The organism is Methylomonas rapida (genome assembly GCF_024360925.2).
GTDB lineage: Bacteria > Pseudomonadota > Gammaproteobacteria > Methylococcales > Methylomonadaceae > Methylomonas > Methylomonas rapida.
On record NZ_CP113517.1, the window covers coordinates 2,493,215 to 2,517,038 of the forward strand.

A 23,824-nucleotide genomic window follows, 5' to 3' on the forward strand; every position below is an offset into this window, starting at 1 on the left:
TCATCATGAAAGAGGAAAAAGCAGATATCGCCTCTTCGGGCGTCGACCAACTGATCGAACGCTTAAGGGAGCAAGCCATCAATACCGGTCAGGCCAAAGCCGAAAGCATCGTCGCCGATGCGCAAAAACGCGCGACTTGGCTAATCGATGAAGCCGAACAGGAAGCCAAGCGCATCGTTGCCAAGGCGCAAGCCGAGGCGGATGCGTTAAAAAATGCCGGCATCGATGCGCTGAACCTGGCCGCCCGCGACGCCTTGCTGAAATTGCGCGACACCTTGCTAGGTAGTTTCAGCCAGGAAGTGCAGCGCGTGGTCGGCGATAAAATGGCGCAACCCGCCTTCATCGAACAAATCATCCTGGCGCTGGCCGGCAGGGTTCGCGACAAAACCGGGCTGGACGAACGACAACACATCGCCCTGGTTTTACCGGAGGATGTCATTGGTGTCGAGGAACTACGCAAAAATCCGGAAGAATTGAAACAGGGCGTTCTATCCCACCTGAGTGCCTCTATTGCAGGCGACTTGTTACGCCAGGGTGTGACCTTCGAAGTCAGCGAGCAAATCAAGGCGGGACTAGTGATCAAACTGGAAAATAACGCGATGCAAATCGATTTCACCGACGAAGCGGTGGCTACTTTGTTATTACACCATTTGCAGCCTCGTTTCCGTGCATTGCTGCAAGGCATCGTCAAGTGATCAACCGGCATTTCAGATACACGCTGTTGATGACCAGCTTGCCGCCGCAACCGGTCGATCTGTTTTCGGCAAAGATATTGCCTATATCGCGCATACAGCTGGATAAACGCCTCAGCTTGCTCGATGCGGACGATGCCGCTGATCTGGCGCGTATCGAAAGATTGTTGCACTGGTCAAAAATGCAGGAAGCCGATGACGTGAACATCGTCACGCACGGGCATGCCGAAATGGCGTTGATTCGCAGCGAGTTCTTACGTCAGATCGTGTTATGGCGCCTGGAACTTAGAACCTTGATCAACGCCTTGCGCCGAAAACACGCCGGCGAAATCTTGCCGCTCGACCAGCCTTACCATGGTTTTGGCGATCGCCTGCAGTTCATTCGCCGCAATTGGCACAAGTCAGATTTCGGCCTGGGCCAGTCACTGCCCTGGTTGAAACAAGCCTGGCAATTGCTGTCGGAAAACAAGACCCTGGAACTGGATAAATTGATGCTGGAACTCAATTGGAAGTACTATGCGCGCCTGAGTCTGGGACATACCTTCGATTTTCCGGCCGTGGTGCTGTACGTGCTGCGTTGGTATGTGATCGATCGCTGGGTCAGTTACGACGCGGATAGAGCCTTGTTACGTTTTAATGAATTGATTAGCGCCGGAATGGCCGACGTTTCGCTGGAGTGTGAAGAAAGACCATGAACTCACAAAACTTTGCGGCAGCTACTGCCCGTGTAATCGCCGTGCAGGATGACATTATCTCGCTCGAAGCCATCGGCGAAACGCCGCTGACCAAGAACGAGGTCGTTTACATTTTGCCAAGCCGCTGCGAGACCAAGCATCAAGAACGCCTGAAAGCCGAGGTATTGCGCATTTATGGCAACCGGGCCGACGCACAGGTTTACGAAAGCACACTGGGAGTCGCGGTCGGCGATCCGGTCGAGCAAAGCGGTCAATTGTTATCGGTGGAATTGGGGCCTGGCTTGTTGGGGCAGGTATTCGACGGCTTGCAAAATCCGCTGGATTTGTTGGCCACCGAATTCGGATATTTTCTGCCGCGCGGCGTTGATTTGCCTTCACTGGATCATAATTGCAAATGGGCCTTCACCCCTTGCGTGCAACTGGGCACGAAATTACACGCGGGCGCGGCCCTGGGTACCGTGCAGGAACGCCGTTTCACGCACAAGATCATGGTGCCGTTCGATATCGCCGGCGAAGTCGAGGTCACCTGGATACAGGCCGGCAATGTCACGATAGACGAGCCGGTGGCCAAAATACGCCTGGCCAATGGCAAGGAACAAACGGTCATGCTGAAACAACGCTGGCCGGTGCGCAAACCCTTGTCGCAAGATTTGTTGCGCAATAACTTGAATCAAAGACAATACCCTACTGAACCCTTGATCACGCATTTGCGCCTGGTCGATACCTTCTTTCCCATTGCCCGCGGTGGAACCGGTTGCATTCCGGGCCCCTTCGGCGCCGGCAAAACCGTTTTGCAAAGCCTGATCGCGCGCAATTCGGAAGTCGACATCGTCATCGTGGTCGCCTGTGGCGAACGGGCCGGCGAAGTGGTCGAAACCATCACCGAATTTCCGTTGATGACCGACCCCAAAACGGGCGGCTCGTTGATGGATAGAACCATCATCATCTGCAATACCTCGTCGATGCCCGTCGCCGCCCGCGAAGCTTCGATCTACACCGGCATTACGCTGGGCGAGTATTACCGGCAAATGGGATTGAATGTGCTGTTGCTGGCAGACTCCACCTCGCGCTGGGCGCAGGCGATGCGGGAAACCTCGGGTCGGCTGGAGGAAATTCCCGGCGAAGAAGCCTTTCCGGCTTACCTGGATTCCTCGATCAAAAACATCTATGAGCGCGCTGGGGTCATCTCGAATGCCGATGGCAGCAGCGGAAGCCTGACCATGATAGGTACGGTTTCACCGGCGGGCGGCAACTTCGAGGAACCCGTTACCCAATCGACCTTGAACACCGTGAAAGCCTTCCTGGGCTTGAGCGCGGACCGCGCCTATAAACGCTTTTACCCCGCAGTCGATCCCTTGTTGTCATGGTCGCGCTACCTGGAGCAATTAAACCCTTGGTATCAACGCCATTTGGCGCCGGATTGGACGACTCACGCGCAACAGGTTCTGCAACTCCTTTCGCGTGGTAACAGCGTCCATGAAATGATTCAGGTTGCTGGTGAAGAAGGCGTGACAATGGAAGACTTTGTCATTTACCAGCAAGCCACATTTGTCGACATGGTTTATTTGCAGCAGGATGCGTTCGATCCTGTGGACGTGTCCGTACCACTTGAGCGGCAGAAAGAGACTTTTATGCTGATCGTCAAAATCATCGGTTCAAAACGTCAATTTAGCGACCAAAGCCATGTTCGAGACTTTTTTACGCAACTGACCGGCCTGTTTAAAAACCTGAACTATGCGGTTTGGCAGTCGACCGAGTACAAACAGTTATGGGGTAAAATCGAGGCCATGCTGTAACGGGTCCGCATGGCGCCCCTAGTAATCAGTTGAATTTTGTTTCCTCAACCAGACATCATGAAAAAAATCACTAGCCTAGTAGCCATATCGTTTGTTTCGATAGTTCTGAATGGCTGCGCCAGCTTCGGCAAGGGCATTGCAGAAGCCTTTCTGGAAAAACAGGATACCGAAGACACCCGTGTATGCGAGATTACCGGCAATAAGTTCAATGGTCTGAAGCCACAGCTGGAAGCCCCCGGTCGAAAAATGAAAGTTTTGATGGTGCATGGGGTCGGCAATCACCTGCCCGGTTACTCGACGGAGTTTCTGGAAAAGCTGGCCAAGGAACTGGATCTGACGGTCATGGCCAAGGCGCACAAAAACATCAAATTGGCGGGACCCGTCGATCCTAACAAAAACCTGGGTAACTTGCGTATCCATCGCTATTTGAATAAAGAAAAAACCCAGGAACTGCTGTTTTACGAATTGAGCTGGTCGGAGATCACCGCTCAGGACAAGGAAGTCCTGTCCTACGACAACTCCGGCGAATATTCGTTTCGCCGCGCCGAAGTCAATGATTTATTGAAAAAATTTTCCAATGACACCGGCCCCGACCCGATCATTTATCTTGGAGAAAAGCGCGAGGACATTCTGACCGCATTTGCGCAATCCTTTTGCTGGATGATCAACGGCGACTGGGACAGCCTGCCGGACGACGTGCATCAAGTGTGTTCATCCAGAAATGTCACGCCATTTTATAACGACAGCTATGCCTTCGTATCTCATAGCTTGGGTAGCCGTATCACGATAGACGGTTTGCAACGCATCGCCTCGATCTGGACTTCTAGCGAAAATGCGCCCTATTACACGGCCATCGCGAATGTCATGAAGAACAAGGAAGTGCCCATTTACATGATGTCCAATCAGTTGCCGATGTTGCAACTGGGACGGACGCTGCCAGAAATCACCAATCAGGCCGGGGCGTATTGTCAACCCACGGGGGAAAAATATGCCGACCGCATCCTGAAAAACACCAATATCATCGCCTTCAGCGATCCCAATGATTTGTTGAGCTATTCGCTGCCGCTGAGTTTCGTCAACAAATACCTCGACTCCAGGCTTTGCGTCAACGTCACCAACATCAACATCAATGTTGCCAAAGTCTATGATGCGTTTGGACTGGGCAGACTGGCCAACCCGCTCGACGCCCATATCGGCTACGATACCGATGATCGCGTAATTGCGTTGATCGCCAATGGCATCGCCAACGAAAAAACCGCGCCCATCGTCAACGAACGCTGCCGCTGGACCGAGACCATCGATTAACCTGGAAAAATTTCAATTCCCGTTCATCCCGAGCCCAGTCGAGGAATGGCCGGGAATTGAAATGCTCCCCCAATAGGTTGGGCGTAAAAGCCGCTCGCGCTTCGATCAACTCAGCGCACCGAAAGACACGAAATAAAAAGACTGTTACGCCACGAGATTCAGTCACCTGCCGGGTGTCCGCCTTTTTAACAATAACTTGCTGAAACTTTTCGTGATTTTCGTGTGTTTCGTGGACCAATTAGCTTTTCCAGGATCAATCAAACCGTCGCGCATCCACCGGTAATTTATTAAACAAGGGATGTTTCGCAATCCCGTAGCAATCGGGATAAAACACGCCACCCAGGTGCAAGCCGTGCGGCGGCGCGGTCATCGCTGCTTGCGCCCTATCCTTGATCGCCAGCAACTGGGCGGTCCAATCGACCGGCTGCTTGCCGCTGCCGATCTCGATCAACACGCCAGCGATATTTCTAACCATGTGATGCAAAAACGCATTCGCGCAGATGTCGATGATGACCCTGTCATCCTGCCGATAAACGTCGATGAAATGCATCAATCGATTGGGGCTTTTGGACTGGCAACCTTGCGCCCTGAACGACGAAAAATCGTGCTCGCCGATCAAATGTTGCGCGGCTTCATGCATTTTGTCGGCGTCGAGCGGCTGATAACACCAGGTCGCCTGCGTGCGCAGCAGGGCCGACTTCATGGCCCGGTTCAAGATCACATAACGATAAAACCGGGCAATCGCGCTGTAACGGGCGTGAAAATCGCCGATGGCAAGCTTCACCCAAATAATGCGGATATCGTCCGGCAACTGGCTGTTACCGCCCATCAGCCAAGCGCGCAAGTCCCGCGGCACCTCACAATCGAAATGCACGATCTGCTCCAGGGCATGCACGCCGGCATCGGTGCGGCCCGCGCAATGCACCGTGACCGGCTCAGCGGCGATCTTGCTCAAGGCTGCCTGCAACTCGCCCTGCAACGTGCGTTTACCCGCCTGCCATTGCCAGCCGGCATAGGCGCTACCGTCGTATTCGATGCCTAAAACGATGCGGGGCATGCCAGCGTTTCCTTATCGATCAACGCCGACTCGACAAAATCCGGCACCGGAGGCAACAATTCCGGATTGGCTTCGTTGACGCTGGCTTGCGCGATCTTGTCGTTCACGATATCGAGATAAAGCTTCAATGTCTCCAGCCTTTGTTGTTGAAAGTCTTTTAATTCCATAGCGCTGATACATTCATTTGTCTAATCCGCACTTTCTTACATAAATCCACAGCACACCTTACACGGTTAAGTTTAACATGCATTTTCAAAAACCCTTTTTAAATCAGATTGTTGCTGATTTGCAGCTCGGAATGCCATGGGCTTGCAGGTGCTTATCAATGTTTGCACGAACTGATAGGCCAAGACAGTGATAGGCTTGTGGCTTTATAACGAGTGGGAGCGTGTTGGCTTGGATTATATGAGACTTTCTTGTACATTGAGGTATGGCTAAAGCAAATCAACCAGGATGATTCAGTTTTCTCCCTTATGACGCAATACATAGCCCATATCCGAAACGACGATAAGAAAATCCAGACATTGGATAGTCACCTGCAAGAAGCATCGGAATTATCGAGACTGTTTGCTGCAAAGCTCGGTATTGCTGATGCGGGGGCGCTGATTGGCCTCATGCACGATTTCGGTAAATACAGTGCCTCATTTCAAACCTATATGCGCACCGAAACCGGTTTACTTGAACCGGATGCAGACACCCCAAGCAATCAAAAAGGAAAAATCGATCATTCGACTGCCGGAGCGCAATGGGTTTGGAACGCGCTTTCTAAATTCGCTAGAAACGGTAATCACGATGAGGGCATGTTATGCGGTCAGATTCTAGCCTTGTGCATAGCCTCTCATCACGGTGGCTTGATTGATAATTTGGCAGTGGATGGGGAAGATTCATTTGATAAACGCATTCAATCCAGACTTGCTTAATAGAGCTTAAACAAACCCACATAATGCCAATACAACATTCCAATCAAACGATCTACTACGCCCACTCAGGCATTCTTGAAGATTTGTCCGATGGCCAAACCTTAATCGATCACCTGGCTACGGTAAGTGAAATTGCCGGGCAAAACGCGCAGTGGTTTGGGGCTGAAGAATTAGCCCAATATGCCGGCTTGCTTCATGATCTCGGCAAATATTGCCCTGAGTTTCTGAAGCGCCTACAAGGCGGAAAAATCAGGGTAGACCATGCCACTGCCGGGGCAAAGATAGCTAATGAGCGCTGGCAACAAATGGGAAAATTGCTTGCCTATTGCATCGCAGGACATCATGCCGGCTTAGCAAATGGCATTGATGAAGGACAGCAGCGTTCAACACTGGATGAGCGTTTGAAGCTTAAGTTCGGCGAAGATATTCCTGATCTTGATCCGGTATGGCTGCAGGAAATAAATCTGCCTACGCACTTAACGCCACCAGTCTTAAAACTCCACAAAATTTGGCCCGGTTTTCAATTGGCTTTTTTTACCCGCATGATTTTTTCATGCTTGATCGATGCTGACAGAAAAGACACCAACAACTATTACCGTCGATTGGAGGGCAAAGGAAATGCTGAATCAAACTATCCGCCGCTGTCTACTTTGCGAGAGCGGTTCAATGCCAAATTAGAAGCAATCCAGCGGACGCTGGCAAGCCAGAGCCAGCCGCCGAAAAACATTAATCAACTCCGGCAACGCATACTTGACCACAGTCGCAAACAAGCGGAATTGCGTCCCGGTCTGTTTTCACTCACCGTACCGACCGGAGGCGGAAAAACTTATACCTCAATGGCTTTTGCATTGGATCATGCCATTACCCATCAGTTGCGGCGGATCATTTATGTCATCCCGTTTACCAGCATCATTGAACAAAACGCCAAAGTCTTCCGCGAAGCGTTTGGTGACGATTTGGCCTCTACGATCACGGAACATCACAGCGCTTTTGACGATACCAAACTGCCGAATAACGAGGCTCGCGACACCTTGAAACTAGCAATGGAAAGCTGGGATGCGCCCGTGATTGTCACTACCGCCGTGCAGTTTTTTGAATCCCTGTTTGCCGACAGGCCTTCCCAATGCCGCAAGCTACACAATATTGCCGGTAGCGTGATTATTCTCGACGAAGCTCAAACCTTGCCGCTTAAATTGCTGAGGCCAATCATGGCGGCGATCGATGAACTGGCATTGAATTACTGGTGCAGCGTTGTTTTATGTACCGCGACGCAACCTGCGCTAAAAAAAGCGGAGGGCTTCGTCAATGGATTTGAAAATGTCCGTGAAATTTCGCCCGATCCGCTCGCCTTGTTTACCGAACTTGAACGGGTAACGATAAAAAACATCGGCGAGCAATCTGACGAGCAACTGCTGAGCCATTTACAGGAAAAAGAGCAGGTACTCATCATCGTCAACAATCGCCGTCATGCCCGTAGTTTGTATGACAGCATGAAGAAGTTGAAACTGGAGGGCGCGACTCATCTGACTACTTTGATGTGCGCCAAGCATCGCTCGCAGATTTTGGAAAAAGTGAATGAAGACTTGAAGCTTGGCAAGCCCTGCCGAGTAGTTTCAACATCATTGATAGAAGCGGGTGTGGATGTCGATTTTCCATGTGTACTTCGCGCCGAAGCAGGGTTGGACTCCATTGCTCAAGCCGCAGGACGTTGTAACCGTGAAGGCAAGCGCGAGCGTAAAGATAGTGAAGTCTTGATATTTCAAAGCCCCGATTGGCATGCGCCGCCTGAACTGGAGCAATTGGCCGGCAATATGCGCGAAGTTATGCGTAACCATAGCGGGAATGTGCTGTCGCCCGGTGCGTTAACGAGCTATTTCAGTGCTGTGTACTGGTCTAAAGGTGACGAGCTTGACAAGAAGAAAATTCTGCAAGCACATAACAATCACTGCCGGCAATTGAGTTTCCCTTTTCAGAATATCGCCCGTGACTTTCGGATGATAGAAACCATGCTCAAGCCAGTAATCATTGAATTTGACGACGAAGCGGAAAGACTATTGCATGATTTAGAGTTTGCTGAAAATGCAAGCGGCATCGCCCGCCGGTTGCAGGTTTATCTGGTTCAAATTCCCGAACATGGCTTTAAAGAACTGTTAAAAGTTGGGGCTATCAAACCCATAAAACCGGAGAAGTTCGGCGATCAGTTTTGGCGTTTAACAGATCGCGATCTCTATGATAAGGAGGCAGGGCTTAGTTGGGATCAGGCAACCTTAGTTTTCATGGAATCTGAGAAAACAATAATTTAAATCGGAGTAAGGTTAATCATTATGGCTTACGGTATAAAGTTGCATATCTGGGGCGATTACGCATGTTTTACACGCCCGGAAATGAAGGTGGAGCGTGTGTCTTACGATGTCATCACGCCCTCAGCGGCTCGGGGCATACTTGAGGCAATTCACTGGAAACCGGCGATTCGCTGGGTTATCGACAAAATTCATGTTTTACACCCCGTGCGTTTCGAGTCGATACGGCGCAACGAAGTCGGTAGCAAAATTTCCGCGGCTAAAATCAAAACCGCCATCCGCAATCAAAGCACCCAGGATTTATATCTCGTCGCGGACGATTCCAAAGAGCGCCAGCAACGCGCATCAACCGTACTGCGCAATGTCGCTTATGTTATCGAAGCCCATTTTGAGTTAACCGATTTAGCCGGAGAAGAAGATAACGAAGGTAAGCACCTAGATATATTCAACCGCAGGGCGCGAAAAGGGCAATGCTTCCAACAGCCTTGCATGGGTGTTCGCGAGTTTCCGGCTTATTTTTCGCTGATAGAACCGGAACAGCCTTTGCCGGAATCAGGATTGGCGCCGGAACAACTTAACCGTGATTTAGGCTGGATGCTGCACGATATTGATTTCGACAACGGCATGATGCCGCGTTTTTTCAAAGCCGAACTTAAAAGCGGCGTAATCACAGTGCCAGACTTTTATAGCGACGAGGTGAAAGCATGATACTGAGTTCCCTAGCCCAATATTATCAACGCCTTTCGGATACATCCGATGAAATTACAGGACAGGCGCGTGTACCGTCTTATGGGTTTAGCGATGAAAAAATTAGTTATGCGTTGGTATTGTCGCGTGATGGTAGTTTGCTTGATGTACAAAATCACATGGATACCAGTGGCAAAAAGCCTCAGCCCAAGTTGGTTAGCGTGCCGCGCCCTGAAAAACGAACATCAGGCATTAAATCGAATTTTTTGTGGGATAAAACGGCTTATGTTCTTGGCATTGAAGGCAATAAAGACAAAGCAACCGCTCAACAAAATCCCTGGATAGTTGCTCAAAAAAATTTCGAAGCCTTCAAACAGTTGCATCTGACGGCACTTGCAGATGTTGACGATGCCGGATTACAAGCACTGAAATTATTTTTGCAAAATTGGCAACCGGAACATTTTAACCAAGCACCATGCTCAACTGAAATGATCGATGCCAATCTGGTTTTTAAGCTGGATGGCGAAGCTCAGTTTCTTCACCAAAGCTCTGCCGCCAAGAATTTATGGGCGAAAATGGTGGCACCAGATGACGATGCTGTTACCGCATGTTGTTTGGTAACGGGGAAAAACGCCGCCTTAGCTCGCTTACATCCATCAATAAAAGGCGTGTACGGTGGACAAAGCTCAGGTGGTTCGATTGTTTCCTTTAATGCCGATGCCTACACCTCCTACGGAAAATCGCAAGGCGAGAATGCGCCTGTTTCAGAAATGGCTGCATTTGCTTACACCACGGCCTTAAATTATCTGCTGAGGCGAGAGAATAACCAGTGCATTTCTATTGGCGATACCAGCACGGTTTTTTGGGCGGTTGCTAGTGATGCACAAACAGCGCAGCAAGCTGAGTCCTTGTTTGCGTTTATGCTGAACATGCCCGTAGACGATGGAAATCAAATAACACAAATAAAACCAATACTGGACAAAATAGCCAAAGGCCGACCATTAAAAGAGTTTGCGCCTAATCTTGATCCCGAAACTCGCTTTTTCGTGCTGGGCTTAGCGCCCAACGCCGCTCGGCTATCGATTCGTTATTGGCTAGATACCACCTTTGGACAATTAGCGGGATATATTAGAGAACACTTCCAGGATTTATCCTTAAATCCATTGCCTTGGCGCGAACCACCTTCCGTTTGGCGTCTACTGATCCAAACAGCGACGCAAGGCAAAAGTGAAAACATACCACCCCAATTAGCTGGCGAATTAATGCGCGCCATTATTACCGGGCATTCCTATCCGCGCATGTTGTTGGCACAACTGGTTCAAAGAATCCGCTCGGATGGTGATATTAACGGCATTCGAGTGGCGATGATAAAAGCCGTTATTCAACGCGATTTTCGTAAAGGATTAATACAGGAGGAAGTACCTATGAGTTTAAATTTAAACAGCACTCATACCGCCTACCGTTTGGGAAGGCTTTTTGCCGTCATAGAACGCATCCAGGAAGCCGCTTTAGGACGCGATTTGAATAGCACAGTCACCGATAAATATTACGGCACAGCGTCAAGTGTGCCTTTTTCTGTTTTCCCCCGCTTACTGGCTGGCAGTCAAAAGCATTTAACAAGCCTACGTAAAGACAAGCCCGGCTACGCAGTCAATCTGAAAAAAGATTTAGCTGAAATTATTGCTGGCATAGAAAACAGCTTTCCAAGGCATTTATCTGTCGAAGAACAAGGACGCTTTGCGATTGGCTATTACCACCAAAAGCAAAGCTATTTTGAAAGCAGCAAAAAAGCCGATGCCGTCGTGGACGAATCTAACGAATCATCAAACAATCAAGGATAACCATAATGACCATTCAAAACCGCTATGAATTTGTTTATTTATTTGACGTAAGCAACGGCAATCCCAATGGCGATCCCGATGCTGGCAATATGCCCCGCCTGGACCCCGAATCCAGTAAAGGCTTGGTTACCGACGTGTGCTTAAAGCGAAAAATCCGTAATTTCATTGAATTGACCGATGAGAAAACGTCCGGCTATGAAATTTATGTCAAAGAAAAAAGCATATTAAATCTGCAAAATAACGAAGCTTATAAAGCACTTGGAATTGAGCATGTGTCGAAAAAATTGCCCAAAGATATTAATGACGCAAATAAGATAACCAGTTGGATGTGCGAGCACTTTTTCGACATCCGTGCTTTTGGCGCGGTGATGACCACCGAGGTCAATTGCGGCCAAGTTCGCGGACCGGTCCAACTGGCCTTCGCCAAATCAATAGACCCAATTATCCCGCTAGAAATATCCATCACCCGCATGGCGGTAACCACTGAAAAAGAGGCCGAGGAGCAGGCGGGCGGAAACCGAACGATGGGGCGCAAACACATCGTGCCTTATGGTTTGTATCGCGTGCATGGTTTTATTTCCGCCAAGCTGGCGGAAAAAACCGGGTTTTCGGAAACCGATCTGGAAAAATTCTGGCAAGCCCTGGCGTTAATGTTCGAACACGACCGCTCTGCCGCTCGTGGTGAAATGGCTGCGCGTAAACTGGTCGTCTTTAAACATAACGATGCCTTAGGTAATGTTCCGGCGCATGCATTATTCGAACGGGTAAAAGTTGATCGCATTAACGGCGAAAAAGACACACCGGCCTCAAGTTTTAGCGACTATAAAATCAGCATCGACAAAACCAATCTTCAGGGTGTAACCATAGAGGAAAAATTCTAAGTTACTGATGTAACCCTTGAACCGATTACTTTATGTATCGATGGCTATGGTTAGCTTGCATCATTGCAAGGTTTAACCCCCGAAGAAATCGACGGCTTTTGATCCCGGCATGAACTGGTAAATTAACCAAACATTGGACTCACCATGACCACCATCCAAATCAAACTAAAAGATGTTTATGTCGACCACTTGCTGGCGGTCATTTCCAGTCATACGGAAATACCGATTGATGACATCACCATAGAAGCATCTACTCAAGCGGTCGATACGGAGAAGTCGCATAGTAAAGCGAAACTGCTACGCATTGCCCAAGAATGCGCGCAGTTGCCAACTCTTGATCAACGTTCGGCGGAGCAAATTCTTGGCTATGCGGGGGATGAGTTGGGTTTATGGGGTGGCGACTGATGGTCGTCGATTCATCGGTGTTGATTGCCGTATTGCTGATGGAGCCCGGTGCCGAGCAGTTCTTACAGCAACTGGCCGAGGCAGACGAACTTTTTCTCAGTCCGGCCAGCTTGCTAGAAACGGCAATGGTCATTGAATACAAAAAGGGTAAAGCCGGAGCCGACAAACTGGATGAATTATTGGGCGAGTTGATGCCAATAATTGTTCCATTCGATCACCAGCAAGCCTTGCTAGCCAGAATGGCATGGCGCGAATATGGCAAAGGCCGCCATCCGGCCAAATTGAACTTCGGCGATTGCTGTAGTTACGCGTTGGCCAAGCAGTTGAATAAACCCTTGCTATTCAAGGGCAACGACTTTTCCCAAACTGATTTGCTGTTAATGAATTCCGGGGATTGAACGTCATGCTTGGTTCGAAAGTTTAAATCCGCAAAACTGGCTAAGAACAGGAAAACCGAATGGAACCGGAACCCATCTACCTCTCGCGCCTGCAACACTATCTCTACTGTCCCCGACAGTTTGCGTTAATCGAACTGGAAGACGTCTGGGTCGAAAACCAGTTCACCGCCGAGGGAAAAGTGTTACATCAACGCGTGGATCAACCCGACAAACAAAAGCGTGGCGACATTCGTAGCGTACGCTCGTTGCGTTTATCGCATGCTGCGCTGGGCATAGAAGGCGTGGCGGATGTCGTGGAATACCATATACAGCCGGACGGCAGCGAACAGCCGTATCCCATCGAATACAAACGCGGCAAACCCAAACAGCATCGCGCTGACGAAGTGCAGTTGTGCGCACAGGCCTTGTGTCTCGAAGACATGGAAGGACTGCTGGTGCCGGAAGGCGCTTTGTTTTATGGCGAGGTACGGCGCCGGCATGTCGTCTATTTTGACGCGACGTTGCGGGAGCTGACTTTACAAACCATCCAGGCCTGCCGGGACATCGTTCAATCCAAAACGACGCCCAAGGCCGTTTACAAAGCCGGCAAATGCCGCAATTGTTCGCTGATCGAACAATGTCATCCGCAGGATTTCACCCGCCCGGCATCGGTTTGGCTGGCGCAACAACTGACAGAGAACTAAGCCATGCGACCATTACGCAACGTGATTTACATTCAGACCCAGAATGCCTGGGTACATAAGGACAACGACAATCTGGTAATGAAGGTCGGCGACGAGATCAAAGCCCGTGTGCCGATACACAAACTGCAAGGTCTGGTCTGTTTTGGCCAAGTCAGCATTTCGCCATACTTGATGGCGCACTGCTCGGAAAACGGTGTGACGATTACCTATCTGAATCAATTCGGCAAATTTCTGGCCCGCGTCGAAGGCCCGGTCAGCGGCAATGTCTTGCTGCGCCGCACCCAGCATCTAACCGGCGCCGACCGCGACAAAAGCGTAGCTATTGCCCGCACCATGTTGTCCGGCAAACTCTACAACCAACGCGCGGTATTGCGTCGTTATCTGCGCGATTACGGTGACCAGGCCGACGGCCAGGCGATGGCGGCAGAACTGACGACAGCGGAAAAGCGTTTGAGTCGCTGCTTAAATCAATTAGCCGACTGCGATGCTATTGATACCTTGATGGGACGGGAGGGTGAAGCGGCTCAAGTCTATTTCGGCGTGTTCCAGTATTTGATACGCCAGCCGGATTTCCAATTCGACGCCCGCCGACGTCGGCCACCAACCGATCCGGTCAACGCTTTGCTGTCTTTTTGCTATACCTTGCTGACCCATGACTGCCGTTCGGCATTGGAAACCACCGGCCTCGACCCAGCCAGCGGTTTTTTGCACCAGTTACGCAGTGGCAGGCCATCATTGGCACTAGATTTGGCAGAAGAGTTACGGCCGATGATCGATCGCTTCGTGCTGTCGTTGATCAACAAACGTCAATTGTCGCTCAAGGATTTTGAAGAATGGCCCAATGGTTCGTTTACCTTAAAGGAAGAGCCGCGCCGCACGCTGCTGGCAGCCTGGCAAGATCGCAAACAGGACACCTTAATGCACCCCTGGTTTGAAGAATCAGTGCCAATCGGCATGCTGCCCTGGACTCAGGCACAGATTCTCGCTCGATTTCTGCGCGGCGATTGTGACAGTTATGTACCGTTTTTATGGAAATAAACTGGAAGTCTATCGATGATGATCTTGGTAACCTACGACGTCAGTTTTAAAGATGAAGGTGGCCCGAAGCGTCTAAGACGCATAGCCCGGCTTTGTCAGGTATTTGGGCAACGGGTCCAGTATTCGGTATTCGAAATCGAAGTGGATATGGCGCAATGGACCGAACTAAAGAACCAGTTGGTCAACGTGATGGACGAAGAGCAAGATAGTCTGCGGATTTATTACCTGGGCAGTAATTGGGAACGCAAGGTCGAACACATCGGCGCAAAAAAGGTGTTGGATTTGAACGGCCTATTGCTGATGTGATGCGAACCACAAGTGATCATAATAATATCGGTAGTTTCGCAATCGCACTAAATTACTGAAAATAAAACAACTCTTAAAACTCGCCAAATTGGAATAAAATGTTTTTTGCGTTGGATGCTTTTGGTTCGCGTGGACAGGGCGATTATGTCTTGAAAATCAACCGGTAGCTATAACGCGGTCGCGCCCCGCGTGGGCGCGTGGATTGAAACATTACCTTTTACCTTCAGCCCAACCTACCTTTGTCGCGCCCCGCGTGGGCGCGTGGATTGAAACGCTTGCGCCTGTGCTTATTGCTGTAGGCTGGCGTCGCGCCCCGCGTGGGCGCGTGGATTGAAACCGTGACAACCTCCTGCCAGGTCAAATTGAAATGAGTCGCGCCCCGCGTGGGCGCGTGGATTGAAACTAAAAAAATCAAATGCCATCCGTATTTTTTGTGTCGCGCCCCGCGTGGGCGCGTGGATTGAAACAACAAAACCACAACCGTAACCATCGGAAAAATGTCGCGCCCCGCGTGGGCGCGTGGATTGAAACCATAATGTAGGGTTTTGTGCGCGTGGTTGTTGTGTCGCGCCCCGCGTGGGCGCGTGGATTGAAACAGGTTTTTATGCGATACGTCGAACTCGACCCGGTCGCGCCCCGCGTGGGCGCGTGGATTGAAACGACGCTGCGGCTGGAGGCGTAGGTAATCTGGCCGTCGCGCCCCGCGTGGGCGCGTGGATTGAAACCGTGAGTTCACCGCCGGCATGTTCCAGCGGCTTGTCGCGCCCCGCGTGGGCGCGTGGATTGAAACAGCAAATCAGCAATTCCAGGCTTTGAAACAACGTCGCGCCCCGCGTGGGCGCGTGGATTGAAACCACGGTATCCGGCGGGCAGAAATCATCCCAGCGGTCGCGCCCCGCGTGGGCGCGTGGATTGAAACCAATAGATCATCTAAAAGCGTCGGTGCTTTTTCGTCGCGCCCCGCGTGGGCGCGTGGATTGAAACCCGAGTACGCATATTGGCTTACAACAGGAAAAGTCGCGCCCCGCGTGGGCGCGTGGATTGAAACAAATAGATAAGGGTCAGGTCAAAGACATCTATGTCGCGCCCCGCGTGGGCGCGTGGATTGAAACTGTCTTTGACCTGGCGCTTGTCTATTTGAAATAGTCGCGCCCCGCGTGGGCGCGTGGATTGAAACATGAAAACAAATTAACCGAGACCGATTAAAGACGTCGCGCCCCGCGTGGGCGCGTGGATTGAAACATGGCCGCGCGAGTAGTCAAACCGGCAGCAAGAAGTCGCGCCCCGCGTGGGCGCGTGGATTGAAACATCCCAGACATAGGGTATCGCCAATGACGCAGGTCGCGCCCCGCGTGGGCGCGTGGATTGAAACAATTAACAAGGTTTATCCCTCTTGTTCGTCTGGTCGCGCCCCGCGTGGGCGCGTGGATTGAAACGGGATAAAACCCAAGCTGGATGAACTGATTAGTTGTCGCGCCCCGCGTGGGCGCGTGGATTGAAACGAAGATCCCAAAGAATCCACTTTGCTGGATCAGTCGCGCCCCGCGTGGGCGCGTGGATTGAAACCGGCGAGGCGCAACCGCTGCCAAACCAGAACACGTCGCGCCCCGCGTGGGCGCGTGGATTGAAACTTTGTCTACGTGCAGATAACGAAACAGCTCATGTCGCGCCCCGCGTGGGCGCGTGGATTGAAACTGAAACTCGTGGCGCGGCAGGCGGTCCGCCATTGTCGCGCCCCGCGTGGGCGCGTGGATTGAAACTTCGAGTGGCGCATGGCAAAACCTATCAAGATGTCGCGCCCCGCGTGGGCGCGTGGATTGAAACGCTTAGACGATCGGCGATTTTGGTCTGATTTGGTCGCGCCCCGCGTGGGCGCGTGGATTGAAACATCGACCGCTCTATTAATTGAGTTGATCGCCAGTCGCGCCCCGCGTGGGCGCGTGGATTGAAACAAGCCTTCGGCCGCCGATTCACCGCTACCGAAAGTCGCGCCCCGCGTGGGCGCGTGGATTGAAACTGTCTTGTTTCTTGTCTCAACCTTACTAAGCCGTCGCGCCCCGCGTGGGCGCGTGGATTGAAACTGCGACGATAATGCCCGTGGTTTTCGTTGTGCCGTCGCGCCCCGCGTGGGCGCGTGGATTGAAACGACGTATCGCACAAAAACCTGAAAGACGGCTGGTGTCGCGCCCCGCGTGGGCGCGTGGATTGAAACCCAACTGTTGTTGGTAATATCCATCAAACAAGGTCGCGCCCCGCGTGGGCGCGTGGATTGAAACGGCATGCAAAATCAGGCTGGCCACCTTGCGGTCGCGCCCCGCGTGGGCGCGTGGATTGAAACTGGCCGCCAGGCGTCGCCAAAAAAAGCCACTTGTCGCGCCCCGCGTGGGCGCGTGGATTGAAACCTGCGCAAAGTCAAACTCAATATCATCGCCGACCGGTCGCGCCCCGCGTGGGCGCGTGGATTGAAACAGATCTTGCAGGTTGGGATTGCTGACAATGTTGTCGCGCCCCGCGTGGGCGCGTGGATTGAAACAACGTCTCCGCCGCACCGGCAGAGATCCACGCGCGTCGCGCCCCGCGTGGGCGCGTGGATTGAAACCAAAGAACAGCGGTCGCTTACGGCGTGGCCGCGGTCGCGCCCCGCGTGGGCGCGTGGATTGAAACTGAGTACCGGTATCCACCAAGCGCTTGGGCGTGTCGCGCCCCGCGTGGGCGCGTGGATTGAAACGATAGATAATCGGCGGTCAAGCCATGATCGGGCGTCGCGCCCCGCGTGGGCGCGTGGATTGAAACTTCATCGGCATGAGCTTTGCGAGTAGCGTCTTGGTCGCGCCCCGCGTGGGCGCGTGGATTGAAACAGCTCGGAGAATTGTTGACGATTGAGTACATGAGTCGCGCCCCGCGTGGGCGCGTGGATTGAAACAAGCCATACCCAGAAAAGAACTGGCTATAAAGGTCGCGCCCCGCGTGGGCGCGTGGATTGAAACGTGGCATCTAAGCAACACAAGAAGGCTAGGACGTCGCGCCCCGCGTGGGCGCGTGGATTGAAACTATGCTTGTTTTTACGGCATGGCCTTTGTGACCGTCGCGCCCCGCGTGGGCGCGTGGATTGAAACTTACCACAAGCACAAGCAACAGAATTATATGTGTCGCGCCCCGCGTGGGCGCGTGGATTGAAACGCTTATCGGGCATGTACAAGTCAACCTGCATCGTCGCGCCCCGCGTGGGCGCGTGGATTGAAACTGATATTGAACACATACGCCACCAGATTGGCCGTCGCGCCCCGCGTGGGCGCGTGGATTGAAACACGGCATATTGCAGGAAAAAAGCAAAATCTGTGTCGCGCCCCGCGTGGGCGCGTGGATTGAAACTACTAACAACAGCGTAGGGTACGCACCGCGTAGTCGCGCCCCGCGTGGGCGCGTGGATTGAAACGCAGATAAACTGATCCGATTCGCTGATGGGATGTCGCGCCCCGCGTGGGCGCGTGGATTGAAACACCGGCTCCAGTTGCAGGTTTACATTGACCAGGGTCGCGCCCCGCGTGGGCGCGTGGATTGAAACCAGGGAAAGAGGGAAAGCCGAAAAGCGTAAATTGTCGCGCCCCGCGTGGGCGCGTGGATTGAAACTGCCAGATCGGCCGCTTTGCCTTGAATCCGAAGTCGCGCCCCGCGTGGGCGCGTGGATTGAAACAACCGCAGCCCTTTACCGCACCCTCGGTCGATGGTCGCGCCCCGCGTGGGCGCGTGGATTGAAACTATCCACCAACAGCAACACCGCGCAGTCGTATGTCGCGCCCCGCGTGGGCGCGTGGATTGAAACCCGGTGTTGGGGCTGGTATTGGTGCGCTGGCCGTCGCGCCCCGCGTGGGCGCGTGGATTGAAACGTTGTATCTGAACATCCCGCGCAGCAACGGCAGTCGCGCCCCGCGTGGGCGCGTGGATTGAAACTCCAGAGCCTGTGCCCCCAATGATTGCATTAGGTCGCGCCCCGCGTGGGCGCGTGGATTGAAACACCGTGATGCTGGTGGCGTCGCCGAATTGGTAGGTCGCGCCCCGCGTGGGCGCGTGGATTGAAACCATCGTTTCGACCGGATGGTTGAGCGAGGAATGTCGCGCCCCGCGTGGGCGCGTGGATTGAAACCAAAAACACTTGTTGCATCGCGGTTACCTCCAAGTCGCGCCCCGCGTGGGCGCGTGGATTGAAACCGGATCGCCGAAACTGAACATCAATGCCTTACCGTCGCGCCCCGCGTGGGCGCGTGGATTGAAACTGGATACCAAAGTTTAAAAAGCTGCGCAAAGTGGTCGCGCCCCGCGTGGGCGCGTGGATTGAAACGACGTATCGCACAAAAACCTGAAAGACGGCTGGGTCGCGCCCCGCGTGGGCGCGTGGATTGAAACCACCCCATCCGCCACCAGCCACGAGGCTTACGGTCGCGCCCCGCGTGGGCGCGTGGATTGAAACGCGTAAATATCACCGCTATGGGCTTCGGCTTTGTCGCGCCCCGCGTGGGCGCGTGGATTGAAACCAGCTGATGGTGTTGTGATTGCCGGTCAAGGTGTCGCGCCCCGCGTGGGCGCGTGGATTGAAACGTCGTACTGGGGGCGTGATGGGGAACATACTCACTGTCGCGCCCCGCGTGGGCGCGTGGATTGAAACTGGCGAAACACCAAGAGCTTTTGCAGTCAAAAGTCGCGCCCCGCGTGGGCGCGTGGATTGAAACAACCCCAAATTATCAAAGCTACGGCAAAGGGCGTCGCGCCCCGCGTGGGCGCGTGGATTGAAACACTCTCCAACTGTCATAACCAAGGGGGCGATTGGTCGCGCCCCGCGTGGGCGCGTGGATTGAAACCTTTTGCACTAAGCTAGCCATCCATACCGCCGAGTCGCGCCCCGCGTGGGCGCGTGGATTGAAACAGCAAATACCCGATGGAGCAAATCGAGCAAGCCGTCGCGCCCCGCGTGGGCGCGTGGATTGAAACCGTACCGCAGGCGGAATGTTGTGTAACAGCATGTCGCGCCCCGCGTGGGCGCGTGGATTGAAACTGGCCCGGTGTCAAATCAGCAAACTTCAAGGCGTCGCGCCCCGCGTGGGCGCGTGGATTGAAACCCCAAGAATCTGAACCTTTACGGACGGCTCGCGTCGCGCCCCGCGTGGGCGCGTGGATTGAAACTTCGAGTCCCATAAAAGCAAAAGGCGCTCGGCCGTCGCGCCCCGCGTGGGCGCGTGGATTGAAACGCCCGTTGTCTTATCAACGGCACCGGGTTGGAGTCGCGCCCCGCGTGGGCGCGTGGATTGAAACTTTATCGTGTTCCCACTGCTCGCGGCTTGGAAGTCGCGCCCCGCGTGGGCGCGTGGATTGAAACGTGCATCCAGGACATGACAAATGGACGGGCAAAGTCGCGCCCCGCGTGGGCGCGTGGATTGAAACATTGTGTCCTGTCACCGAATGCCCTGACGGTTGTCGCGCCCCGCGTGGGCGCGTGGATTGAAACGAATCAGACGAACGTTTGCAAATGGACAATCTGTCGCGCCCCGCGTGGGCGCGTGGATTGAAACATGACGCCGGGGTCCGATGTTCCTCTATGTGTCGTCGCGCCCCGCGTGGGCGCGTGGATTGAAACCTGCAAGATCCTATCTTTTATGTGCCTGCCGATGTCGCGCCCCGCGTGGGCGCGTGGATTGAAACATTGAATTTAAACCCCTTGCCTAGACCAGTTATTGTCGCGCCCCGCGTGGGCGCGTGGATTGAAACAGTCAGACCCGAACCTGCCGCCGTTACCTACTAGTCGCGCCCCGCGTGGGCGCGTGGATTGAAACAATAGATATATGGGGAAAGTAGACATGACCACACGTCGCGCCCCGCGTGGGCGCGTGGATTGAAACTTGGCTTTACCTCCTGCCTATGATCCTAAATATGTCGCGCCCCGCGTGGGCGCGTGGATTGAAACCAATCTTCGCGCCAATTGGTCCGTAGCGTAGAGTCGCGCCCCGCGTGGGCGCGTGGATTGAAACAAGAGGGGCGGCCCATCGTTACCAACGTACCGGTCGCGCCCCGCGTGGGCGCGTGGATTGAAACTAGCATTGGCCTTAGCTATGCTTTTGAAGAATGTCGCGCCCCTCGTGGGCGCGTGGATTGAAACTTATCGTTGATCAAATAATAGCGATCATGGCCGTCGCGCCCCGCGTGGGCGCGTGGATTGAAACATCAAGGTACCGCCGTTGGCATGAAAGCGGAAGTCGCGCCCCGCGTGGGCGCGTGGATTGAAACAACTCGTCGTCATGAATCGCCACCTCGCCTTCGTCGCGCCCCGCGTGGGCGCGTGGATTGAAACGCCACCCGCCGATACTCGCTGATGTGCCAACTGGTCGCGCCCCGCGTGGGCGCGTGGATTGAAACTTCCGCCTTGGTGGAGTCCGACCCGGCCTATAGTCGCGCCCCGCGTGGGCGCGTGGATTGAAACATGCTCTGGCCAAAGATTTATTTGCCTCTGGCCGTCGCGCCCCGCGTGGGCGCGTGGATTGAAACGCCAGATATTCGTGACTCAAACGCTTAGTAAATGTCGCGCCCCGCGTGGGCGCGTGGATTGAAACTCACATACGCTCAATAACATGTTGCGCAGCTATGTCGCGCCCCGCGTGGGCGCGTGGATTGAAACGGCGGCAGTGTTGGTAAACACGTTTTCACGCACATGTCGCGCCCCGCGTGGGCGCGTGGATTGAAACGGCAACAAGCCGGTGGCTATGGGCTACGACCCCGTCGCGCCCCGCGTGGGCGCGTGGATTGAAACCAGCAGACGGATAAATTGCCGCTCGGCGTCCGGGTCGCACCCCGCGTGGGCGCGTGGATTGAAACATAAATCAGGGCGTGCATGATGGACCAGGCGATGTCGCGCCCCGCGTGGGCGCGTGGATTGAAACAGAAAGATCAGGCCGTGGCCTTCAAGATCAAGGTCGCGCCCCGCGTGGGCGCGTGGATTGAAACCCGCACGGTACTCGATCCGGACGATACGCTGAAAGTCGCGCCCCGCGTGGGCGCGTGGATTGAAACGACATCACCGTTGCCGCCGGATCAGGCCAGTATTGTCGCGCCCCGCGTGGGCGCGTGGATTGAAACCGCTAGCACTGGCCGCAATCGTAACTGGGGTATGTCGCGCCCCGCGTGGGCGCGTGGATTGAAACAACGCGCGGCGTGGAGGGGACCGGTTTTAGCCGTCGCGCCCCGCGTGGGCGCGTGGATTGAAACAACGCGCGGCGTGGAGGGGACCGGTTTTAGCCGTCGCGCCCCGCGTGGGCGCGTGGATTGAAACCCCACGGCCAGGCGCTCGTCTAGCCGGCGCTCGTCGCGCCCCGCGTGGGCGCGTGGATTGAAACCAGCGTTACTAATCCAGCCGCGAATATCAGAACAGACTAAGACAATCGGACATCGACAAGATCGTCGCCGCCTATCAGGCACGGGAAAGCGAGGATAAATACGCCTATCTCGCCAGCTTTGTCGAGATAAAGGACAACGACTTCACCGTTACTATTTTTCCGCTGGTTGCGGTATGAATAAGTATGGAGTGGCTTGATCTATTGCTGAATCAATCCTGAAGTGGGGGGCATGAAAAGAAAATCCCTTGATAAACATGTATTTATCAAGGGCTTATAGCCAAATAATTGGCGGAGAAAGAGGGATTCGAACCCTCGATACGTTTCCGTATACACACTTTCCAGGCGTGCGCCTTCGACCGCTCGGCCATCTCTCCGGATTTGAATTTATCCGCTTATTATCAAACAAATACGCGATTTATGCAATCTTGTTGTACAAATCCGTGTAGAAATATTTTATCGGCAACATCCATGCAGTACCGACATCGATACGATGCCGTCTTAAGAACGCGATTCTTCGGTGTCTCGATACGGTGAGCCGTTGTTAGACAGGGGTTGGTTGTGTATGATTCTAGCCGTTTGATGCAATGGCAATATCCGAGCCGCTGCGAAAAACGTACCATTCATTTCCGTTCGCTATTGGAGTGTCGGCAGTGCCATTGATGCAGCCTAATGAAGGCGAGAGACGAATACTGGTTGCGGACGACAATGCCGTGAACCGAAAAATCGTATTGGCCATGCTGGCCAAACATCAACTGCGGGCCGATGTCGCCGAAAACGGGCAAATGGCCTTGGAATTAATGGGGCAACAAGACTATCACTTGGTATTGATGGATTGCCAAATGCCGGTGATGAATGGTTATGACGCCACTCGCGCTTATCGGCTGCTAGAGGCACAACGGCAAGCTCCCGCAACCCCCATTGTCGCGCTAAGCGCAGACGACTCCCCCGAAGCCAGACGCATCGGCCTGAATGCGGGCATGGATGACTTTCTTAGCAAGCCGATTGATTACCACATCCTGACCAACCTCTTGACCAAATGGCTCGCTATCGGCAAGCAGCCTGATTCTGGGGCATCGCAATCACCCCACAAAAATGCTGAAATCGCTTATTGGGACGCCGCCGCGGCTTTGAAATTGTTGGAAGGCGACGAAGAGCTACTGCTCGAACTGATACAACTCTTTCTGGACAATATCCCCGCCATGCTAAGCGCGCTGCATGCCGCGGTATTGCAACAGGACCCCAGTGCTGTTGCGCAGCATGCTCACTCGATCAAAAGCATGGTCAGCAGCTTTTTCGCGGAATCGGTAAGTTCGCTGGCTTATAGCCTGGAAAAGAGCGCTCGACAAAGCGATTCAGCCCAATTGCACCGATTGTCGATGGAACTGGCCGAGGCCGTCGCACACTTGAACGAGGCATTACGCCGCAAAACACAGACTTAGAC

17 protein-coding genes, 1 tRNA gene, 1 pseudogene and 1 CRISPR repeat array are annotated in these 23,824 nt (G+C 53.4%); of the genes and pseudogenes, 16 read left to right on the forward strand and 3 right to left on the reverse strand.

The features are described 5' to 3' along the window. Nucleotides 1–5: 5 nt before the first annotated feature. From NM686_RS11800 to NM686_RS11815, 4 genes are read left to right on the forward strand one after another with little or no spacing between them, the layout of a single operon-like run. Nucleotides 6–695 carry a hypothetical protein gene (locus tag NM686_RS11800; RefSeq protein ID WP_255188060.1) on the forward strand — a complete coding sequence of 230 codons (690 nt, stop codon included), beginning with the start codon at nucleotides 6–8 and terminating at the stop codon, nucleotides 693–695. Further along, on the forward strand, nucleotides 692–1,387 hold the full coding sequence (locus tag NM686_RS11805) for a DUF2764 family protein (RefSeq protein WP_255188061.1): 696 nt from the start codon (nucleotides 692–694) through the stop codon (nucleotides 1,385–1,387). Before NM686_RS11800 ends, NM686_RS11805 begins: the two co-directional genes overlap by 4 nt. Next, nucleotides 1,384–3,183 (forward strand): V-type ATP synthase subunit A, encoded by a 1,800-nt coding sequence (locus NM686_RS11810; RefSeq protein ID WP_255188062.1) that lies wholly within the window; start codon nucleotides 1,384–1,386, stop codon nucleotides 3,181–3,183. The genes NM686_RS11805 and NM686_RS11810 overlap by 4 nt, the downstream gene beginning before the upstream one ends. Before the next feature lie 57 nt (nucleotides 3,184–3,240). Further along, the gene (locus tag NM686_RS11815) at nucleotides 3,241–4,488 is read left to right on the forward strand and encodes a hypothetical protein (protein WP_255188063.1); all 1,248 of its coding nucleotides are present in this window, start codon (nucleotides 3,241–3,243) and stop codon (nucleotides 4,486–4,488) included. A 253-nt stretch (nucleotides 4,489–4,741) separates the two neighbouring features. Here NM686_RS11815 and truA read toward each other — a convergent pair whose 3' ends face one another. Together truA and NM686_RS11825 are read right to left on the reverse strand one after the other, a co-directional pair. Then, entirely contained in the window at nucleotides 4,742–5,545 is an 804-nt protein-coding gene (gene truA, locus NM686_RS11820) for a tRNA pseudouridine(38-40) synthase TruA (protein WP_255188064.1), read from the reverse strand. Further along, nucleotides 5,527–5,712, reverse strand: coding sequence for a hypothetical protein (locus NM686_RS11825; protein WP_255188065.1), 186 nt, complete (start codon nucleotides 5,710–5,712; stop codon nucleotides 5,527–5,529). Before NM686_RS11825 ends, truA begins: the two co-directional genes overlap by 19 nt. Before the next feature lie 249 nt (nucleotides 5,713–5,961). Here NM686_RS11825 and NM686_RS11830 point away from each other — a divergent pair, with 249 nt between their 5' ends. From NM686_RS11830 to NM686_RS21795, 11 genes and pseudogenes are all read left to right on the forward strand, one after another. After that, entirely contained in the window at nucleotides 5,962–6,465 is a 504-nt protein-coding gene (locus tag NM686_RS11830; RefSeq protein ID WP_255188066.1) for a CRISPR-associated endonuclease Cas3'', read from the forward strand. 23 nt (nucleotides 6,466–6,488) lie between these two features. After that, nucleotides 6,489–8,768: a CRISPR-associated helicase Cas3' gene (cas3, locus tag NM686_RS11835; RefSeq protein WP_255188067.1), complete on the forward strand. Its 2,280-nt coding sequence runs from the start codon at nucleotides 6,489–6,491 to the stop codon at nucleotides 8,766–8,768. 21 nt (nucleotides 8,769–8,789) lie between these two features. Further along, complete coding sequence (gene cas5c / locus NM686_RS11840; protein ID WP_255188068.1) at nucleotides 8,790–9,473, forward strand: type I-C CRISPR-associated protein Cas5c; 684 nt, start codon at nucleotides 8,790–8,792, stop codon at nucleotides 9,471–9,473. Continuing rightward, nucleotides 9,470–11,293, forward strand: a complete 1,824-nt coding sequence (gene cas8c / locus NM686_RS11845) for a type I-C CRISPR-associated protein Cas8c/Csd1 (protein WP_255188069.1) — start codon at nucleotides 9,470–9,472, stop codon at nucleotides 11,291–11,293. Before cas5c ends, cas8c begins: the two co-directional genes overlap by 4 nt. A gap of 5 nt (nucleotides 11,294–11,298) precedes the next feature. Next, on the forward strand, nucleotides 11,299–12,174 hold the full coding sequence (cas7c, locus tag NM686_RS11850) for a type I-C CRISPR-associated protein Cas7/Csd2 (RefSeq protein ID WP_269021757.1): 876 nt from the start codon (nucleotides 11,299–11,301) through the stop codon (nucleotides 12,172–12,174). Between the two features lie 144 nt (nucleotides 12,175–12,318). After that, the gene (locus NM686_RS11855) at nucleotides 12,319–12,579 is read left to right on the forward strand and encodes a hypothetical protein (RefSeq protein ID WP_255188070.1); all 261 of its coding nucleotides are present in this window, start codon (nucleotides 12,319–12,321) and stop codon (nucleotides 12,577–12,579) included. Continuing rightward, the gene (locus NM686_RS11860; protein ID WP_255188071.1) at nucleotides 12,579–12,977 is read left to right on the forward strand and encodes a type II toxin-antitoxin system VapC family toxin; all 399 of its coding nucleotides are present in this window, start codon (nucleotides 12,579–12,581) and stop codon (nucleotides 12,975–12,977) included. The genes NM686_RS11855 and NM686_RS11860 overlap by 1 nt, the downstream gene beginning before the upstream one ends. 59 nt (nucleotides 12,978–13,036) lie before the next feature. Further along, entirely contained in the window at nucleotides 13,037–13,660 is a 624-nt protein-coding gene (gene cas4 / locus NM686_RS11865) for a CRISPR-associated protein Cas4 (RefSeq protein WP_255188072.1), read from the forward strand. Nucleotides 13,661–13,663: 3 nt separating this feature from the next. Beyond that, entirely contained in the window at nucleotides 13,664–14,698 is a 1,035-nt protein-coding gene (gene cas1c, locus NM686_RS11870) for a type I-C CRISPR-associated endonuclease Cas1c (protein ID WP_255188073.1), read from the forward strand. 15 nt (nucleotides 14,699–14,713) lie between these two features. Then, nucleotides 14,714–15,004, forward strand: coding sequence for a CRISPR-associated endonuclease Cas2 (gene cas2, locus NM686_RS11875; RefSeq protein ID WP_255188074.1), 291 nt, complete (start codon nucleotides 14,714–14,716; stop codon nucleotides 15,002–15,004). A gap of 177 nt (nucleotides 15,005–15,181) precedes the next feature. Continuing rightward, a CRISPR array of direct repeats spans nucleotides 15,182–22,383; the repeat unit is 32 nt; unit sequence GTCGCGCCCCGCGTGGGCGCGTGGATTGAAAC. Between the two features lie 36 nt (nucleotides 22,384–22,419). After that, a pseudogene (locus NM686_RS21795) lies at nucleotides 22,420–22,560 on the forward strand (N-6 DNA methylase); the annotation flags it as partial. A 109-nt stretch (nucleotides 22,561–22,669) separates the two neighbouring features. Here NM686_RS21795 and NM686_RS11880 read toward each other — a convergent pair. Continuing rightward, a tRNA-Ser gene (locus tag NM686_RS11880) sits at nucleotides 22,670–22,757 on the reverse strand. A gap of 285 nt (nucleotides 22,758–23,042) precedes the next feature. Here NM686_RS11880 and NM686_RS11885 point away from each other — a divergent pair. Continuing rightward, nucleotides 23,043–23,822, forward strand: coding sequence for a response regulator (locus NM686_RS11885; RefSeq protein ID WP_255188075.1), 780 nt, complete (start codon nucleotides 23,043–23,045; stop codon nucleotides 23,820–23,822). Nucleotides 23,823–23,824: the final 2 nt, after the last annotated feature.

What these genes read in the sequence shown, in the direction of transcription:
- NM686_RS11800 (WP_255188060.1), top strand. Translation starts at nt 6, where the DNA reads ATGAAAGAGGAAAAAGCAGATATCGCCTCTTCGGGCGTCGACCAACTG.
- NM686_RS11810 (WP_255188062.1), top strand. Translation starts at nt 1,384, where the DNA reads ATGAACTCACAAAACTTTGCGGCAGCTACTGCCCGTGTAATCGCCGTG.
- NM686_RS11815 (WP_255188063.1), top strand. Translation starts at nt 3,241, where the DNA reads ATGAAAAAAATCACTAGCCTAGTAGCCATATCGTTTGTTTCGATAGTT.
- truA (WP_255188064.1), bottom strand. Translation starts at nt 5,545, where the DNA reads ATGCCCCGCATCGTTTTAGGCATCGAATACGACGGTAGCGCCTATGCC.
- NM686_RS11825 (WP_255188065.1), bottom strand. Translation starts at nt 5,712, where the DNA reads ATGGAATTAAAAGACTTTCAACAACAAAGGCTGGAGACATTGAAGCTT.
- cas3 (WP_255188067.1), top strand. Translation starts at nt 6,489, where the DNA reads ATGCCAATACAACATTCCAATCAAACGATCTACTACGCCCACTCAGGC.
- cas5c (WP_255188068.1), top strand. Translation starts at nt 8,790, where the DNA reads ATGGCTTACGGTATAAAGTTGCATATCTGGGGCGATTACGCATGTTTT.
- cas8c (WP_255188069.1), top strand. Translation starts at nt 9,470, where the DNA reads ATGATACTGAGTTCCCTAGCCCAATATTATCAACGCCTTTCGGATACA.
- cas7c (WP_269021757.1), top strand. Translation starts at nt 11,299, where the DNA reads ATGACCATTCAAAACCGCTATGAATTTGTTTATTTATTTGACGTAAGC.
- NM686_RS11855 (WP_255188070.1), top strand. Translation starts at nt 12,319, where the DNA reads ATGACCACCATCCAAATCAAACTAAAAGATGTTTATGTCGACCACTTG.
- NM686_RS11860 (WP_255188071.1), top strand. Translation starts at nt 12,579, where the DNA reads ATGGTCGTCGATTCATCGGTGTTGATTGCCGTATTGCTGATGGAGCCC.
- cas4 (WP_255188072.1), top strand. Translation starts at nt 13,037, where the DNA reads ATGGAACCGGAACCCATCTACCTCTCGCGCCTGCAACACTATCTCTAC.
- cas1c (WP_255188073.1), top strand. Translation starts at nt 13,664, where the DNA reads ATGCGACCATTACGCAACGTGATTTACATTCAGACCCAGAATGCCTGG.
- cas2 (WP_255188074.1), top strand. Translation starts at nt 14,714, where the DNA reads ATGATGATCTTGGTAACCTACGACGTCAGTTTTAAAGATGAAGGTGGC.
- NM686_RS11885 (WP_255188075.1), top strand. Translation starts at nt 23,043, where the DNA reads ATGCAGCCTAATGAAGGCGAGAGACGAATACTGGTTGCGGACGACAAT.